This window comes from Butyrivibrio fibrisolvens, assembly GCF_023206215.1.
Lineage (GTDB): Bacteria > Bacillota > Clostridia > Lachnospirales > Lachnospiraceae > Butyrivibrio > Butyrivibrio fibrisolvens_C.
In genome coordinates, this window is the sequence record NZ_CP065800.1 from 2,234,622 (window position 1) to 2,251,060 (window position 16,439).

The 16,439-nt window shown below is 40.4% G+C and carries 13 protein-coding genes; 10 read left to right on the top strand and 3 right to left on the bottom strand.

All coding sequences use genetic code 11. From position 1 onward, the window contains the following. The first annotated feature begins 27 nt into the window (after nt 1-27). The 4 genes from I7804_RS09230 (at nt 28) to I7804_RS09245 (ending at nt 4,888) form a co-directional block, all read left to right on the top strand. Entirely contained in the window at nt 28-1,695 is a 1,668-nt protein-coding gene (locus tag I7804_RS09230) for an NAD(P)/FAD-dependent oxidoreductase (protein ID WP_248403064.1), read from the top strand. Nucleotides 1,696-1,828: 133 nt separating this feature from the next. After that, nucleotides 1,829-2,494 carry a 5-formyltetrahydrofolate cyclo-ligase gene (locus I7804_RS09235; protein ID WP_248403066.1) on the top strand — a complete coding sequence of 222 codons (666 nt, stop codon included), beginning with the start codon at nt 1,829-1,831 and terminating at the stop codon, nt 2,492-2,494. A gap of 110 nt (nt 2,495-2,604) precedes the next feature. Continuing rightward, a complete protein-coding gene (locus I7804_RS09240; RefSeq protein WP_248403068.1) occupies nt 2,605-3,672 on the top strand; it encodes a class II aldolase/adducin family protein in 1,068 nt (355 codons plus the stop codon). Nucleotides 3,673-3,742: 70 nt separating this feature from the next. After that, on the top strand, nt 3,743-4,888 hold the full coding sequence (locus tag I7804_RS09245) for a lactonase family protein (protein ID WP_248403070.1): 1,146 nt from the start codon (nt 3,743-3,745) through the stop codon (nt 4,886-4,888). A gap of 7 nt (nt 4,889-4,895) precedes the next feature. Here I7804_RS09245 and I7804_RS09250 read toward each other — a convergent pair whose 3' ends face one another. From I7804_RS09250 to aroC, 3 genes are all read right to left on the bottom strand, one after another. Beyond that, complete coding sequence (locus I7804_RS09250; RefSeq protein ID WP_331477887.1) at nt 4,896-5,288, bottom strand: GGDEF domain-containing protein; 393 nt, start codon at nt 5,286-5,288, stop codon at nt 4,896-4,898. Continuing rightward, nucleotides 5,264-6,664, bottom strand: a complete 1,401-nt coding sequence (locus tag I7804_RS09255) for an FIST N-terminal domain-containing protein (RefSeq protein ID WP_248403072.1) — start codon at nt 6,662-6,664, stop codon at nt 5,264-5,266. Before I7804_RS09255 ends, I7804_RS09250 begins: the two co-directional genes overlap by 25 nt. Nucleotides 6,665-6,862: 198 nt before the next feature. Further along, nucleotides 6,863-7,969, bottom strand: a complete 1,107-nt coding sequence (gene aroC, locus I7804_RS09260) for a chorismate synthase (protein ID WP_248403074.1) — start codon at nt 7,967-7,969, stop codon at nt 6,863-6,865. Between the two features lie 952 nt (nt 7,970-8,921). Here aroC and I7804_RS09265 point away from each other — a divergent pair. The 6 genes from I7804_RS09265 (at nt 8,922) to I7804_RS09290 (ending at nt 16,439) form a co-directional block, all read left to right on the top strand. Continuing rightward, nucleotides 8,922-10,061, top strand: a complete 1,140-nt coding sequence (locus tag I7804_RS09265) for a M15 family metallopeptidase (RefSeq protein ID WP_248403076.1) — start codon at nt 8,922-8,924, stop codon at nt 10,059-10,061. Nucleotides 10,062-10,279: 218 nt separating this feature from the next. Then, complete coding sequence (gene tgt, locus I7804_RS09270) at nt 10,280-11,461, top strand: tRNA guanosine(34) transglycosylase Tgt (protein ID WP_110073783.1); 1,182 nt, start codon at nt 10,280-10,282, stop codon at nt 11,459-11,461. Between the two features lie 190 nt (nt 11,462-11,651). Further along, nucleotides 11,652-11,999, top strand: a complete 348-nt coding sequence (gene yajC / locus I7804_RS09275) for a preprotein translocase subunit YajC (RefSeq protein ID WP_034453778.1) — start codon at nt 11,652-11,654, stop codon at nt 11,997-11,999. 214 nt (nt 12,000-12,213) lie between these two features. After that, nucleotides 12,214-13,464 carry an RNA-guided endonuclease InsQ/TnpB family protein gene (locus tag I7804_RS09280; RefSeq protein ID WP_092042152.1) on the top strand — a complete coding sequence of 417 codons (1,251 nt, stop codon included), beginning with the start codon at nt 12,214-12,216 and terminating at the stop codon, nt 13,462-13,464. A 260-nt stretch (nt 13,465-13,724) separates the two neighbouring features. After that, nucleotides 13,725-14,819 (top strand): 3-isopropylmalate dehydrogenase, encoded by a 1,095-nt coding sequence (gene leuB, locus I7804_RS09285; protein ID WP_022752885.1) that lies wholly within the window; start codon nt 13,725-13,727, stop codon nt 14,817-14,819. A 24-nt stretch (nt 14,820-14,843) separates the two neighbouring features. Next, nucleotides 14,844-16,439, top strand: coding sequence for a glycosyltransferase family 39 protein (locus I7804_RS09290; protein ID WP_248403077.1), 1,596 nt, complete (start codon nt 14,844-14,846; stop codon nt 16,437-16,439).

Genomic DNA, 16,439 nt, shown 5'->3' on the forward strand with positions numbered 1-16,439 from the left:
CAAGAATACAGTAATTTAAGGAAATATATGATCAGAATCAGTAATATTAAAGTTAAAAACGGCTCAGAAGCATCGCAATATACAAATGGTGTCATGGAACCAGAGGCTCTTTCAAGGAGCCTTATTCCGGTTGCAGCCAAAGCGCTGAAGATAGATGCTAAAGCTATAGCAGATCTGAGCGTATTCAGGCACTCGATTGATGCTCGTAAGAAGCCTGACATATTTGATATATATACAATTGATATATCACTTAACATAAATGAGAAAAAGGCACTTCAAAAAGCCCGTAATAAAAACGCACAGCTTTTTGAACCCATTGTTTATAAACTTCCTGAACTTGGGACTAATAAGATGACTAAGCCTCCTGTTGTAGTTGGCGCAGGTCCTTGCGGTCTTTTTGCAGCGTATGAACTGGCATGTCTTGGCTTTAAACCTATACTTATAGAAAGGGGAAGAGCAGTAGAAGACAGGCAGAAGGACGTTGAGAACTTCTGGAAGACAGGAGTCCTTGATACGACATCCAATGTCCAGTTTGGTGAAGGCGGCGCGGGAGCATTCTCAGACGGCAAGCTCAATACCATGGTCCGTGACAAAGACGGAATAGGAAGGCGTGCACTTAAGATATTCATAGATCATGGCGCTCCAAAAGAGATATATTATGAAGCAAAGCCCCATATAGGCACGGATAAGCTGGTTGATGTAGTTAAGAACATAAGAGAAGACATTAAAAGTATGGGCGGACAGGTTTTATTCGAAACCAAAATGTCCGGTCTTATTATGACAGATGCACATGTGACAGGCGTGAAAGTCACTGATAGAGCAGGAAATGAATCTGTGATCGAGACAGATACTGTTGTCATGGCTATAGGCCATAGCGCAAGAGATACCTTTGAAGTTCTAAATAGTGAAGGTGTATATATGGAGCCTAAGGCATTTGCAGTAGGCCTTCGCGTAGAACATCCTCAAAAGAATATCAACAGATCTCAGTACGGAGTATATGAAAGTCCCACACTTCCTGCTTCTCCTTATAAAGTTGTACATAATACTTCCAAGGGTAGGGGCGTATATTCTTTTTGCATGTGTCCGGGAGGACATGTAGTCAATGCTTCATCTGAAGAGGGATACCTGTGCGTTAACGGAATGAGCTACTATGCCCGTGATTCCAAAAATGCCAATAGTGCGATCATAGTAACCGTTAAGCCTGAAGACTTTGGAGGGGAAGGACCTCTATGCGGAGTGAAGTTCCAAAGAGAGCTTGAGAAGAGAGCCTTTGAACTTGGAAAGGGCAAAGTTCCGGTAGAATACCTTGTTGACTATAGAAAAAAAGGAACAGTAAAAGGTAATACTGATGAAAGAAAAGACTGGAACACTCCATGCATAAAGGGCGACTACGTATTTGCAAGTGTTCATGACCTTCTTCCTGATGATTTTAAAGAGGCTATAGATGAGGGTATGAGCGCTTTTGGCAGGATGATAGAAGGATTTGATGCTGATGATACTCTTATGGAAGGCGTTGAGAGCAGGACATCATCTCCTGTAAGAATCACAAGAGGAGAGGATCTTCAGGCTATTAATACTAAAGGCTTATATCCTTGCGGAGAAGGTGCAGGATATGCAGGCGGTATCATGTCAGCAGCTATGGATGGTATGAAAGTTGCTGCAAAGATCTGCTCAGAGCGATGTCCTGGTATGTAACATGGCAGGATATACAATGGACATTGTGCATGAGGATGTATTGCATATAGCCATTTGTATAGATCTGATGATATAAGTAATAGTTCTATGTTTTATGAACGAATCATCACACTAGAGATTTGGAGTAGTTGTTTTGGACAAGCAGGATTATAGAAAAGCGGCTCTTGCAAGAAGAGATGCTATACCCGAGATAGACAGAGAGCGTTACAGCCGGATGATAATAGACAAGCTCCTTGAATCTAAAGAGCTAAACGACGCAGATAGCGTATTGGTATATTGTTCGTATCTTTCAGAAGTAGATACGCATACTCTTATAGAAAGATTACTATATAAAGGCAAGAGAGTATATTGCCCTAAGGTGACGGACCCTAAAAATGGAATTATGGAATTCTATGAAGTAAGAGGCATGAAAGACCTGACAGAAGGCTATCACGGAATTCCTGAGCCTGTAACTACGGATAGATATGTGACTGGGGAGGCTATGCATGATTTGGACTTAAATCATGCAGATGATATACATGAGCCCCCTTATCATGAAGATACTAATCATACAGATATGCTGCATACAGATACTCTTATGATTCTTCCGGGTGTTGCTTTTGATAGAGACTGCAACAGGATCGGCTACAGGGGCGGCTTTTACGACCGCTATATTCCAAGGATTCCCGGAGCATATCTTATAGCCTTGGCTTTTGAGGAGCAGATATCAGAAGATATTTTCCCGATGGAAAGTCATGATATAAAGCCTGATGCGATATATACTCAGGCTAGGATAATAGGGCATGAATTCATAAAATGATTAACAGTGTGTCAATGATTTATATACAGCCTCCCCTGTAAAGGCTGGTCCGTCCAAGTGGAAGGCTGTAGTTAGACAAATATTAAGATTTTGGAAAGCAGGAATTATAAATGGATCCACGACAGGAAATTATTAATATTGGAAAACAGCTTCATGATCAGGGACTTCTTGTAAGAACCTGGGGGAATATATCATGCAGACTTGATAAAGACCGTATACTTATAACTCCAAGCGGTATACAGTATGAAGACCTTACACCTGAGATGATCGCGGAAGTCAATCTTGGAGATCTCTCATGGGAAGGCAAATGCAAACCTTCAAGCGAGCTTCTGGTACATGTTGCCTGTTATAATGCACGAAGCGATATCAGATTTATAATCCATACCCATCAGGTTTTTGCTACTGTGGCAGGATCTCTTGGTGTTAAGGAGATCCGGGCTATGGTTGACGGCGATGACGTAAGGATACCATGCGCTCCATATGCACTCCCCGGAACCAGAAAGCTTGCAGATAACGTTAAGAAGACTATCCAGAAATATAAATCAGATAATGGAATAGTCATGTCCAATCACGGAACTATCTGCATGGGCACGATAAGCGATGAAGCTCTGGAATGTGCAATGGAGATGGAGGAAGCTTCAAAGCTCTTTTTGCACGGGTATTGCCATATGGATATTGAAAGCGAGTTTATTGAAGGCTTCAGCTCACATATCAATAGCGGCAGCATCATATATGATAAGCCGGATACTCCTTACAGGATCAAGCGGATGCATGAAGAGATATACGCCAAAAGACCTGATGTGAGATATATAGTTCACAACAAGTCACAGGCTTGCAAGATCGTATCAAGGCGTGCCACACATATGAAGCCTCTGCTTGATGATTTCGCCCAGCTTGTAGGTACAAGTGTAAGGATACCGATCAATCATCATGGACATGATGGAAATCGTATTATCGTCAAGAAGAATGTCAACGCTGTTTTTTCACTGGATGATGGAGCTTTTTGTCTGGGACAGACAAAGGATGATGCATATGCTACGGCACTAGTACTGGACAAGGCTTGTATAGCGCAGATAGCGGCATCCAGATATGGAAGCGCCAATTTCCTTTCCTACAGAGATTGCCTTAAAATGAACAGACATTATAGAAACTCCTATTCCAAGCTGGCAAAAAGGTGATTGTTGAGGCACATCTAACTGTGTTAAAATGTTCTTAGATTTTATATCCATGTCTATGGAGGACTTCAATATGACAGAAACTATTACAAATGAAGTAGTGGCTGATGCTGCTTCAGTAGAATCAACAAGCAAGGCTCCCGAAAAAGAAGCTGTTAAAGAAGACAAATACGTAGCTTATGTATCAAGCTATACAAATGGAACCGGTGACAAGTTCGGTATTCGTGTCTATGATGTAGATGTCAAGAACGGCCGTATGACTGAGAAGAGTAAGATCAAGATCACTAATTCTTCGTATGTTACTGAATCCAAGAATAAAAAGCACCTTTATTCTATCACTGACTTTGGTGTAGAAGCTTATGATATAGGGAAAGATGGATCACTTAGTCTTATCAATGAAGCTTCTATCAATGGAATGAGAGGTTGTTACCTTTCTACAGATTATGAAGACAAGTTCCTTTTCTGTGCAGGATACCATGATGGTAAGATCACAGTACTGCGTCTTAACGAAGATGGAAGTATCGGTGAGATAACAGAAGAGATCTATCAGAAGGGCCTTGGCTCTGCAGCAGGACGTAACCATCGTCCACATGTACAGTGCGTACGTATGACCAAGGACAACAAGTTCCTGTGTGCATGTGATCTTGGAATGGACAGGATCAATGTTTATAAATTAAATCATGTGACAGGTCGTCTTGAGAATGCCGACGTGATCCACTGTGATCAGGAGTCAGCTCCAAGACATATCAAGTTCTCAGAAAATGGTGAGTTCATCTACGTTCTTACAGAGCAGAAGAATTCAATCGATGTATATCATTACAAAGTAGATGATCATGATATACCTGATTTTGAAAGAATCCAGTCTATGTCAACTATAGACGATCCTGATGCACAGGGTATCGCAAGCAGTGCTCTTATGTTCTCGCTTGATTATAACTACCTTGTATCTTCTAACCTTGGAGAGAACTTTGTAGATATCTACAGAGCAGACAAGAGAACAGGTAAGCTCAAGAAGATCCTGGGTCTTCCTATCTCAGGAGAGTATCCTAAGGATGCAGCACTCTTCCCTGATAACAAGCACCTTGTATCTCTTAACCATGAGTCCAATACAATGACTTTCTTTAATGTCAACATGGCACAGGGAACCATTGTAATGAACGGACCAGAAGTCGTAGTTGATCAGCCTAACTGCATCGTATTCCATAAATTAGAGGATTGATGAATTTCTATGTACGGAATGTAATTTTGTTTCTTCCGGATTCTTTGGCTTCATATAATGCATCGTCAACTTTTTTAAAGATATCTTTATGACTGGTCTCGGTGTCACTTATAACAGTGACTCCGAGACTTATTGTTACTTTCGGAACAGGCGAAAAGTCTGATGTTTCTACCTTTTGCCTTATAGTCTCAGCGATAGATATGGCTTCTTCTTTGTTAATATTGTCTATTATGCAGACGAATTCTTCGCCTCCCCATCTACAGAAAACAGCTCTTTCAGGCAATACGGAATTGACATAGGCAACAAGTTTTTTTAGAACAATATCGCCTGCTTCATGTCCGTAGGTATCATTGATATGCTTGAAGTGATCGATGTCTATAAGAAAGAGTCCTGCAGATATAGGACCATTATTTTTTCAAATATTTCATTGTAATAGTAGTTAAAAGATGCTCTGTTGTAGATTCCTGTAAGTTCGTCGTGGTTTGCGGAATGATATAACTGCAGAACATTCTCTCTAAGGTCATCAGTAGTCTTCTCAAGAAGGTTGATCATCCTCTCCATAAGAGGGAGCAATTCTTCGTTTTGGATAAGATCTTCGTCTACATAAGGCTCTATATAAGAAAGAGTAGCGTCTCCCTCTCTAAAGCCAATAGCTATAAGGGATCCATTCAACAGACCTGCCCCTTTGTCACTAAAGAGGAATTCTCCGTAGCCACCTGTGAAAGCGCTGTTTGAGCATACATTTTTATAATATAGGAATTCTCTGTCTGCAAGCAGGTCTCCCATAAAATTCCTTCTGGTAACACAGGAATATATAAGGATTGCCTGTGGATTAAAGCTGATAAGGTCATTGGCATTTTGCAGGGATTCAGAAAGAAGGTATTTCTTTCTGGCATAAGCAAAACTGGCTTTGGTTCCTTCCGGGATGGGCATAGTATACTTTATAGCGCCATCCGAGCAATACAGGGCAACTCTTCCTACAAGTTCATCATTCTGCAAAAAAAGAATAGGAAATGCAGCTGTATTATCATAGAAAAATCTATTCTCAGATACTCCAAGATATTCCTTGTATACATCTATTGCAGGCTTATCATCGATCTCTTGTACCAGGCCATCATTTGAGCTTTTTGTGATAACAAATTCCTTGCCAAGAGGGCGCCAGCCAAGACTCTTTTTGGCTTCTATATGCAGATCGTCCCCACAGAAGGCAACTGCTACGATCCCTTTGTTATATATTTCTTTATCAAAATAAACCATGGATCTGTCGTTGGTAATGTCCCTGGTACCGGCCATAGCGCCAAAGATGGGGACATCAGGGTATTCTTCTAGGATGGTTCTGGCAAAATCCTCAGAAAAAAGTGTGATGTCAGACGACATGAGCAGGATGCCTTTAATATCTTTTCGTTTATTGAGAAGATTAAGATAGTCCTGCCCGCATTCAAGGGGAGTCTGTATGTGGCAATCGTATCCCTTGGCAACAACAGTGCTGTTTTCAAAGAGAAGTAAAGAGCAAACGCCCTTGCCGTTATAATCGATAGTGACATCATGCATGCCATCAACTATAGCCCTTTGAGAAGTCATCCCGTATATGATCATATCCGGAAACCACTTTGAGGCTTTTTCATATCCATATCTGATGATTTCTTCTGTGCCGGAAGACTCTATAACCTGAAGCACAGAAGTGATATGCGGATTTCTATGGATCTTGTCGCTGATCTGCCTGGCTACATCTTCTAAAGAAATGTCATCATTTATCACATAAGTATATTGCTTCATACGGCTATGATCCTTTCAAATTATGGATGCCCGAATTTATTGATAAAAAAGTGTGTTGTCATGAATGAGCCTATAAAACGATACGCCATTATGTTTATCGGACTTAAGTAGTTGATATTTAAGTTTTAATTAATGATAGAAAAAAACTCCTGCCCTATTTATAAAATGAGGACAGGAGGTCTTGGTTTAAAAGTATTATTATGCGCGGCTATTATAGAAGTCTGTGATATAGCTTGCCCTTGCTGACATATTGGATATCATGGCATCAAGGAGTGTGACTGCGGCCATGCATTCTACTACGACAACAGCTCTTGGTACAACTACAGGATCGTGTCGGCCGCCTATGACTATATCTATAGGGCTTCCGTCCTGTTTTACTGTAGACTGCTCTTTGGAGATGGAAGGGGTGGGTTTTACATGACAGCGAAGGATTATGTCAGATCCTGAACTGATGCCGCCCATGATACCACCTGAGTGGTTAGTGGCAGTTATTATCTTGCCGTCTTTATATGTGAATCCGTCATTGTCTTCAGAACCTTTGTAAGTAGATACCATAACGCCATCACCGACTTCGACAGCTTTAACAGCACCGATTGACATCAAAGCCTTGGCCATGGAAGCATCAAGCTTATCAAAAACAGGCTCGCCTATTCCTGCAGGCACGCCTTCTATGCGGCATTCTATAACTCCGCCTACAGAGTCCAGTTCATTTCTGCATTCCTGAATATAATCAAAAGCCTTGGCAGCAGCGTCTGCATCAGGCATACATACAGGATTTTCTTTGATAACAGATGCATCGAACCTATTCGGATCGATGCTTACAGGACCTATGGATTTGGTGTATGCGGTGATAGTAATGCCCATCTGGCCAAGGAGTTTAGCGCACAGTGCACCTGCAGCTACGCGGCCTATTGTCTCTCTTCCTGATGAACGACCACCGCCCCTGTAATCTCTAAATCCGTACTTGGCATCAAAACCGTAATCGGCATGTCCCGGTCTATAGTAGGATGCTATCTGGCTGTAGTCTCCGGATTTCTGAGATGTATTTCTTACAAGAAGGGAGATGGGAGTGCCTGTTGTCTTACTTTCGAATACTCCTGATAAGATCTCAACCTTGTCATCCTCTTTGCGAGGTGTTGTGACAGATGATGTTCCGGGCTTCCTCCTGTCCAGATACTTCTGTATATCAGATTCTGACAGCTCCATCCCTGCCGGGAATCCATCAATAACAACGCCAAGAGCAGCCCCGTGCGACTCCCCCCAGGTTGTAATTTTAAGATGATTACCAAATGTTGATCCAGACATGAATAGCCCCCTTTGCATATATAAATATGTCGTGCCCGGTCGGTGTAGTATCTTCAAAGGCTTTGCAAGTGGGATGTAACTTGCGGCGGACAGAATATAAATCATTACCACGCTGCTAATTGTTTTATTAATTCATGGCATGATATCTGGAGCTTTTTATTCTGGGGTCCAAACTCGCTTCGCTCAGACATATGGACCCCTGGCAGAATAAAAATCTCCATCTATCACGCTCATGAATTATATAAAACAATTAAAAGCGTGGTAATGATTTATATTCTGTCCGCCGCAAGTCACATCCCCTTGCAAAGCCTTTGAAGATACTACACCGACCAAGTGTAAAGTAGTAGTTATAAAACACAGAAAACTTAATTTATTATACATTATTACTGCATAAATTCAACACTTTAAAGTCAGAGAATAAGGCACTGGCACATAGAAATGCATCCATAAGCAATTACATACGCAGCGTATATTCCTGGCTTGGGCGGCATGGTATCCTCGAAGGTTGGCGGGAGTGGGTAGACGATGGGTGAGCAGAATATAAATCATTGTCACGCTTTTTAATTGGTTTATAAAATTCATGAGTATGATAGATGGAGCTTTTTATTCTGCATGGGGTCCACATGTCTGAGCGAAGCGAGTTTGGACCCCAGAATAAAAAGGGACAGATATCATGCCATGAATTTATAAACCAATTAACAGCGTGACAAAGATCTATATTCTGCCCGCCCATCGTCTACCCACTTCTGCTAACCTTCGAGGATACCATGCCGCCCCCTCTACAACCTAAGCGTGAAAGCGATAGGTATAAAAACTATTCTTTTGGTATATTTTATAATTACGGGCATGAAAATTGAAGCTTTTTTGTAAAAAGTGTTCAAAAGTTCTCAAAATGTAGTATAATACCATTATGATATACCGAAAATACAGGGGGAGCCAGAGCTTAGGTGCAATGAATAACAAAAATGTTTCATTTGAGCCGACGTTTCGGGAGAAAGCTGTTCGGCGAATAGGGAAGTTCGTAAAAAAGAATAGGAAGTTCTATTTCTTCGGTGTGATCGCTGTCGCAGTAGTTGTGTTTGTGACGGCACTTGGTAGTGCTCTATATGATAATAGAAAACGTCTTCTTAGTATTGCTTGTGTTCTTTTATTCTTCGTATCATCGAGTAGTTTTTCGTATCCCGTTTTACCAATGGATGTAAGTTTTGTATCAGATAGTATTCGCAGTGAGGATGTTGCCGGTACGACTTATGTTTCAGCTGAAGTAGATGCTAAAGATGTTGCAGATATTGAGACAATTTCTATCGATGATCAGACGGTTCCTACAGGCAGTAGTTATACTAAAGAAGACGCAGATAAAGATCCTGTATATGATGGCAATGGAGAACTCTTGGGAGAAGTCCTCGAAAGCGATCAGATCAGCATCTCGGAGATACTTAATGCAGAAGATGAAACAGGTAGTAAGGATATAGAGCAGGAAGATAATGACGATTCTGTGGCAGGAAACACACAGTTTTCTGCAGATTACTGGAATCTTATGCTTGTTAATAAGCAGCATCCGATTCCTGATAATTATACTTTTGCCACTGCGCAGATATCCAGCGGTGGCAAGCTATGCGATGAGAGAATATTATCGCCTCTTAGACAGATGGTGGCAGCAGCTGCGTCAGACGGAGTGTCACTTGTAGTATGTTCACCGTATAGATCCAACAATCGTCAGGAGATGCTCTTTGCAAGGAAGGTTGATTACTATTTAGAGCAAGGCTATGACTATATGCAGTCATATACACTTGCTTCTCAGGCAGTAACTATTCCGGGATCTTCAGAACATGAGATAGGGCTTGCTCTTGATATCATCACTGACGGATACAGCTCATTGGATGAAGGATTTGGTGATACGCCTGCCGGTAAGTGGCTTGCGCAAAACTCGTACAAGTACGGCTTTGTAGTTCGCTATCTTAAGGGCAAAGAAGAGATTACAGGTATTGAATATGAACCCTGGCATATAAGATATGTTGGAGTTTCGGCTGCAACTGTAATGTATGAAGAGGGCATCTGCCTTGAAGAGTTCTGGGACGAGTATCTGTACTGATATATTTACTTGTCCAATAAAATGTAATGGTATATTATGTATAGGGGCATGTGCGACATGTCCCTATATTTTTGAGTATAAGGATCTGAACTGAATTATATAAAATCCATAATGCATAAATTCCTTTAATTCATATTCAAGAATTTATAGGATTTATATTGTACAAGATCATGTGTGATCCTTATATTTTCTCAGATTATGTTATGAAAAGAGGTACTATGTACAAGTTATTAAAAACAGAAGGCCGTGCTAAAAGAGGCGAATTTCAGACTGTTCATGGAACTATCCAGACACCTGTATTCATGAACGTAGCAACAGTTGCAGCCATCAAGGGCGCTGTTTCTACAGAAGATCTTGAAGGTATTAAGAATCAGGTTGTTTTATGTAATACATATCATCTTCACCTTCGCCCTGGCGATGACAATGTATATCGTATGGGCGGTCTTCACAAGTTTATGTCATGCAATAAGCCTATCCTTACTGATTCAGGCGGATTTCAGGTATTTTCACTTGCTAAGACAAGGCGTATCAAAGAGGAAGGCGTATACTTCCATTCTCATATAGATGGTCACAAGCTTTTCATGGGACCAGAAGAGAGTATGAGGATCCAGTCTCATCTTGGAAGTACTATTGCCATGGCTTTTGATGAGTGCCCATCTGCAAGAGCTGATCATGAATATGTTCAGATGTCTGTAGACAGGACCACAAGATGGCTTGAGCGCTGTAAGAAGGAGATGGACAGACTTAATTCACTTCCTGATACAGTGAACCCTCACCAGATGCTATTTGGTATCAATCAGGGCGCGATATTTGATGATATCAGAATAGAACATGCCAAGCGCATCAGAGAGATGGATCTTGACGGTTATGCAGTTGGAGGCCTTGCAGTAGGTGAGACTCATGAAGAGATGTATCATGTCCTTGAGCAGGTAGTTCCTTATCTTCCTCAGGACAAGCCTACATACCTTATGGGTGTTGGTACACCTGCCAATATTCTTGAAGGCGTAGAAAGAGGTATAGACTTCTTTGACTGTGTATATCCTAGTAGAAATGGCCGTCATGGTCATGTATATACCAAGAAGGGTAAGCTCAATCTCCTTAATGCCAGATTTGAGCTTGATTCTCATCCTATTGAAGAGGGATGTCAGTGCCCTGCATGTAAGCGCTATTCAAGAGGTTATATCCGTCATCTGTTAAAAGCCGGAGAGATGCTTGGTATGAGACTTTGTGTCCTTCATAACCTGTATTTCTACAACAATATGATGGAAGAGATAAGAGATGCTCTTGATAATGGAAATTTTGCTGCTTATAAGAAGAAGACCCTTGACGGATTCAGAGAATATGAAGAGCTCTCTACAGCTCCCGGAGGCGACATAGCCAAGAACTGGCGTAAAGGCTGATGGAAGTGCTGATACATTCAGAATGTTTTTCAGTAAAATATGCCGATTATTGACAAGAATTTTTTATGAAAAACGCACTTGTAAGTAAACTTTATATTGTGTATCATTTAAAGGTAGCTTTTTCGAAAGCTTTTTAAAAGAATTAAAGAGGATTCCGGAGGACAATTAAATGTATTCAGATTTATTTAAAATGGCTGCTACTGCTGCAGATGCTACACCTGTAGGCATGAGCTATTATCTGATCATTCTGGTTGTGATGTTCGCATTCATGTATTTCATTATGATCAGACCACAGCGTAAGCAGGAAAAAGAGAAGGCAGCTATGATGGCAGCACTTGCAGTTGGCGATAGCGTTCGTACAACAGGCGGTTTCATCGGAACTGTAATCGATATTCATGACAACATGGTTATCATCGAGTTCGGTAACAACAAGAACTGCCGTATCCCTATGGTTAAGGAAGCAATCGTAGAGATCGAGAAGCCTGAAGATGCTGTTAAGCCTGTAGAGACCAAGGCTGACAAGAAGAAAAAGGATTGATTTTTAAAGGATGGTAAGAAAGTTGCGGCTTTCCTGTCATCCTTTTTTTATAATGTCTCAGCCAGAAAACCCATGGTCTTTAGACCGTGGGATGAATGGCGTCAGTTTTAGAGTGTGTATTATATTTTACTGTAAACATGTATTTTTAGTAAAAATATGATATAATATACATACAGGAAATTCCATTTCTGAGTCTACGAAAGGAGAAATTTGTATGTATCTTACTGTTAAACAGCAGGTAAAGCATCTGTCGAAAGGCGATTACAAAACCTTAAAAGAACTGTGCCATTCAGCTAAAAATCTTGCAAATGAAGCCATCTATAATGTTAGGCAGTATTACTTTACTGAAGGTAAATTCCTGAAGTATGAGAAGAATTATACACTTCTTAAAAGTAGTCCTAATTACAAGGCATTAAATTCTAATATGGCACAGCAGATCCTTAAAGAAGTAGATGGCAGCTTCAAATCATTCTTTAGCTTAATTAAACTTGCAAAACAGGGTAAGTATGCCTTTAAGGATTGCAAACTGCCACATTATCTTCCAAAAGACGGACATACCACACTTGTTATAGGTTTTGTAAGACTTAATGGGAGTAAGTTAATACTTCCGTTTTCAAACAGCTTTAAGAAAACCCACAAGCCGGTTGAAATCACAATCCCGCCAATCCTAGTTGACAAAAAGGTTAAAGAGATACGTATCATACCAAAAGCTCACGCTAGGTTCTTTGAAATCCAATACACTTACGAAGCTGAGTGTGTTCAAAGAAATCTTAACAAAAACAATGCACTGGCTCTCGATTTTGGTATAAATAATCTTGTAACTGCAGTGTCAAGCAATGGCAGATCATTCATTATTGACGGAAGAAGACTTAAATCCATAAATCAGTGGTTTAATAAAGAGAATACCCGCCTGCAGTCCATTAAGGACAAGCAACATTTTGGCAAAAAGACTACAAATCGTCAGAAAGCCATTGCTCGTGATCGTAACAATAAAGTAAATGACTATATGAGCAAAGCCGCACGTAAGATAGTAGATTATTGTATTGCTAACGATATCGGAACCCTTGTAGCCGGATATAATGTTACGTTTCAGAGGAATTCTCATATCGGCAAACAGAATAATCAGAATTTTGTTAATATCCCTTATGGCTTATTAAGAGATAAACTGTCATACCTTTGTGAACTTAATGGCATTATCTATGTTGAACAGGAGGAAAGCTATACATCAAAGGCCTCATTTTGGGATAAAGACAATATTCCTGTTTACAATAATGATAATCCAAAAGAGTATCAGTTCAGTGGTAGTAGGATACATCGTGGAATGTATAAAACTGCCAATGGCTTTAATTTTAATGCCGATGTTAACGGAGCATTAAATATAATGCGTAAAAGTAGCGTTGTGGATCTTAGCATCCTATACGGTAGAGGCGATGTGGACACGCCTGTAAGAATAAGGATTGCCTGACCTGTCAGGTGGAAACTTAAATATCAAACTTCTTAAATAGAGCCGTCAGGCTCTTAGAAGCCCATTACCTTTAGGTGATGGGTAGTTCACATCAGAAACAGATGGTATGTGATACAATTTAATAGGTGATTTTTAATCGTGTTTATAGGTGTGATATTAATATCGTATTGTTCGATACATTAATTTTGCACCTTGTACTTTGAATTTTTTTAAGCTAAGATGATACTTAACTTTTGCGAAAGCGGAAAGGGGAGATAACATTGAAGCTGAACATTACAAGCATTCCCGGCGATGGGATAGGGCCGGAAATTGTTGCTGAGGCAAAAAAAGTTCTTGAGAGCGTAGCCAAAGTATATGGACACGAGATTATTTTTACAGACGTACTTATGGGAGGATGTTCTATTGATAAGTACGGGGTTCCGCTTACCCAGGAGACCATTGATATAGCCAAATCTTCCGATGCGGTTCTTATGGGTTCTATAGGCGGCAATACATCTACATCACCATGGTATAAACTTCCACCGGAGAAGAGGCCTGAAGCCGGACTTCTTGGTATTCGCAAGGCACTTTCACTTTTTGCAAACTTAAGACCTGCATATCTGTATCCTGAACTTAAGGAGGCATGTCCTCTTAAGACTCAGATAAGCGAGAAGGGCTTTGATCTTATGATCATGCGTGAGCTTACAGGCGGTCTTTATTTTGGAGAGAGGAAGACTGAGGAGATTGACGGTCAGGAAGTTGCCACAGATACTCTTGTTTATTCAGAAAAAGAAATTGAACGAATTGCTATCAGGGCATTTGATGTTGCAAGAAAGAGAAGGAAGAAAGTAACTTGTGTCGATAAGGCCAATGTACTTGATTCTTCAAGACTTTGGAGAAAGGTAGTTACCAAAGTTTCAAAGGATTATCCTGATGTAGAACTTTCATTTATGCTGGTTGACAACTGCGCTATGCAGCTGGTTAAGGATCCTGCTCAGTTCGATGTGGTACTTACAGAGAACATGTTCGGAGATATCCTTTCAGACGAAGCTAGTATGATAACAGGTTCTATCGGAATGCTTCCTTCAGCGTCACTTAATGAGACGAGTTTCGGACTTTATGAGCCGAGCGGCGGATCTGCACCTGATATTGCGGGAAAGGATATAGCTAATCCGATAGCTACGATCCTGTCAGCGGCTATGATGCTGCGTTATACCTTCAGTCTTGATAAGGAAGCTGACGCTATAGAAAATGCAGTTAAAGTAATCCTTAAAAAAGGGTATAGGACAGGAGATATTAAGGATGCACAGACTCCTGAAGATATGATCTGTTCATGTTCAGGTATGGGAAGCCTTATTGCAAGTGAGATAAAGTAGTAGCGGGTTTAGTGATATTACGGGATGATTAAAAAGGAAAAGAAATCTGATAAGGGGCTGGTGATCTTCAAGATCCATTACAGACCGCCTCGCCTTCATATTTCAGAAGATCCTCAGGATATGGCAGTAGTACTTGCGGTACTTGCCATGACTTTGTACTACATTTGGAGAATGTTCTATATAACTCCTTCGTATGAGGAGCTTCACGATTATTTTTATTTTATCAGTAAAGGACCTTTATTTACGCTTAGCAACTGGTCGGCAGAAGGTAACCACATAGGATATAACTTCCTGGCATCACTTCTAAATATGTTCGGGATACCTAAGTATATGGTCATGAGAGGAATATCCTGCATTGCAGCTTCTTCCAATCTTATCCTTTTGTACAGACTTTCAAAAAGGTATTTTACACATTGGATCCCATTTGCGACTATTGTGACTTACAGTGGTTTTGAACTGGTCAATATCCTGAATATTCAGGGAAGAGGGTATACACTTTCGGTAACATTATTCCTATTATCGATATATATGCTTGGAAGGCTTTCACTTACGGAGAACTTTAGCAATATCCAGTATTATTTCCTTGTGATCACATTTGTTGCAGCTTTGCTGGTATGCCTTTGGAACATTAACTGGATCATTCCTATGTGTTTTGCGGTTCTGTTGTATCTTCTTATCAACGGGCTCAGAACCAGGAAGGTAAGCGGAAAAGTTGAGAACAATATTTACTTTTCACAGTTTTTTAATATCCTTAGCTGTGAGATAGCAGCTTTTATCATTGCCGGTATTTTTTATACAATTAATATACTTGGAAGCGGAGCGTATATCCTATCTTCAGATAAAGAGTTTGAAGGACTGTCAAGAGCCGGAATAATATCCAAAGATCCTGTCAGAGCCTTCATAGAGGGACTTAAGCTTGTCAGAGAGTCATTTGGAATGATAACACCGGAAGGTAATACATATCTTGTAAGGTGGTATCACTTTATATTCGATTTTTCTAAAAGTTTTGCACCGGGATTTGAGCATGCACTTATGGTCATGTGCTTCGTATCCATATTTGTAATGATCACCGGTTGCGTCCTGTATTTTGAGGAGAGCAGAACCTGCATCAGACTTATAATCCTGGGACAGCTATTCTGGATGCCTCTTATACTTGTCTTTTTTAAGAGAGTTCCATCCTATGAATCATATATGTTCATGGGTGTTATCATGGCTATTGCTGTCAGCGTTGTGATGGGCAATCTGATACTGACACTGCAGAGATTTGACCTAAAGCATATATTCTATGCTCTGCCTATAGCTATATCTGTTGTATACTTCTTCATTGGAGTGTTTGGCGATACCTTTTTTGCCCCATATGACAGAGAGATAGATGAGACATATCAGGCTCTTATCATGGTAGATCCTTCGGAATATAAGCATCCGGCAGTTACAGGTATGGTGCAGGAATACATAATGGAATTTTTGTATGACGTAGAAGCTTCGGACAGGATAGAGGATGCGGATTATCTTATGATCAAAAAAGAAATGTACGAAGACGAAGACTTTGCAAACAAAGATTATATCAAAAGAATGCACAGATCTTACGAAAACGGCAGTTACATAATATTAACTAATTAA

Bases quoted from the DNA above. Each gene is read 5' to 3' on its own strand.
- I7804_RS09245 (WP_248403070.1), top strand. From the start codon at position 3,743: ATGACAGAAACTATTACAAATGAAGTAGTGGCTGATGCTGCTTCAGTA.
- I7804_RS09265 (WP_248403076.1), top strand. From the start codon at position 8,922: ATGAATAACAAAAATGTTTCATTTGAGCCGACGTTTCGGGAGAAAGCT.
- tgt (WP_110073783.1), top strand. From the start codon at position 10,280: ATGTACAAGTTATTAAAAACAGAAGGCCGTGCTAAAAGAGGCGAATTT.
- I7804_RS09255 (WP_248403072.1), bottom strand. From the start codon at position 6,664: ATGAAGCAATATACTTATGTGATAAATGATGACATTTCTTTAGAAGAT.
- I7804_RS09280 (WP_092042152.1), top strand. From the start codon at position 12,214: ATGTATCTTACTGTTAAACAGCAGGTAAAGCATCTGTCGAAAGGCGAT.
- yajC (WP_034453778.1), top strand. From the start codon at position 11,652: ATGGCTGCTACTGCTGCAGATGCTACACCTGTAGGCATGAGCTATTAT.
- I7804_RS09240 (WP_248403068.1), top strand. From the start codon at position 2,605: ATGGATCCACGACAGGAAATTATTAATATTGGAAAACAGCTTCATGAT.
- I7804_RS09230 (WP_248403064.1), top strand. From the start codon at position 28: ATGATCAGAATCAGTAATATTAAAGTTAAAAACGGCTCAGAAGCATCG.
- aroC (WP_248403074.1), bottom strand. From the start codon at position 7,969: ATGTCTGGATCAACATTTGGTAATCATCTTAAAATTACAACCTGGGGG.
- I7804_RS09290 (WP_248403077.1), top strand. From the start codon at position 14,844: ATGATTAAAAAGGAAAAGAAATCTGATAAGGGGCTGGTGATCTTCAAG.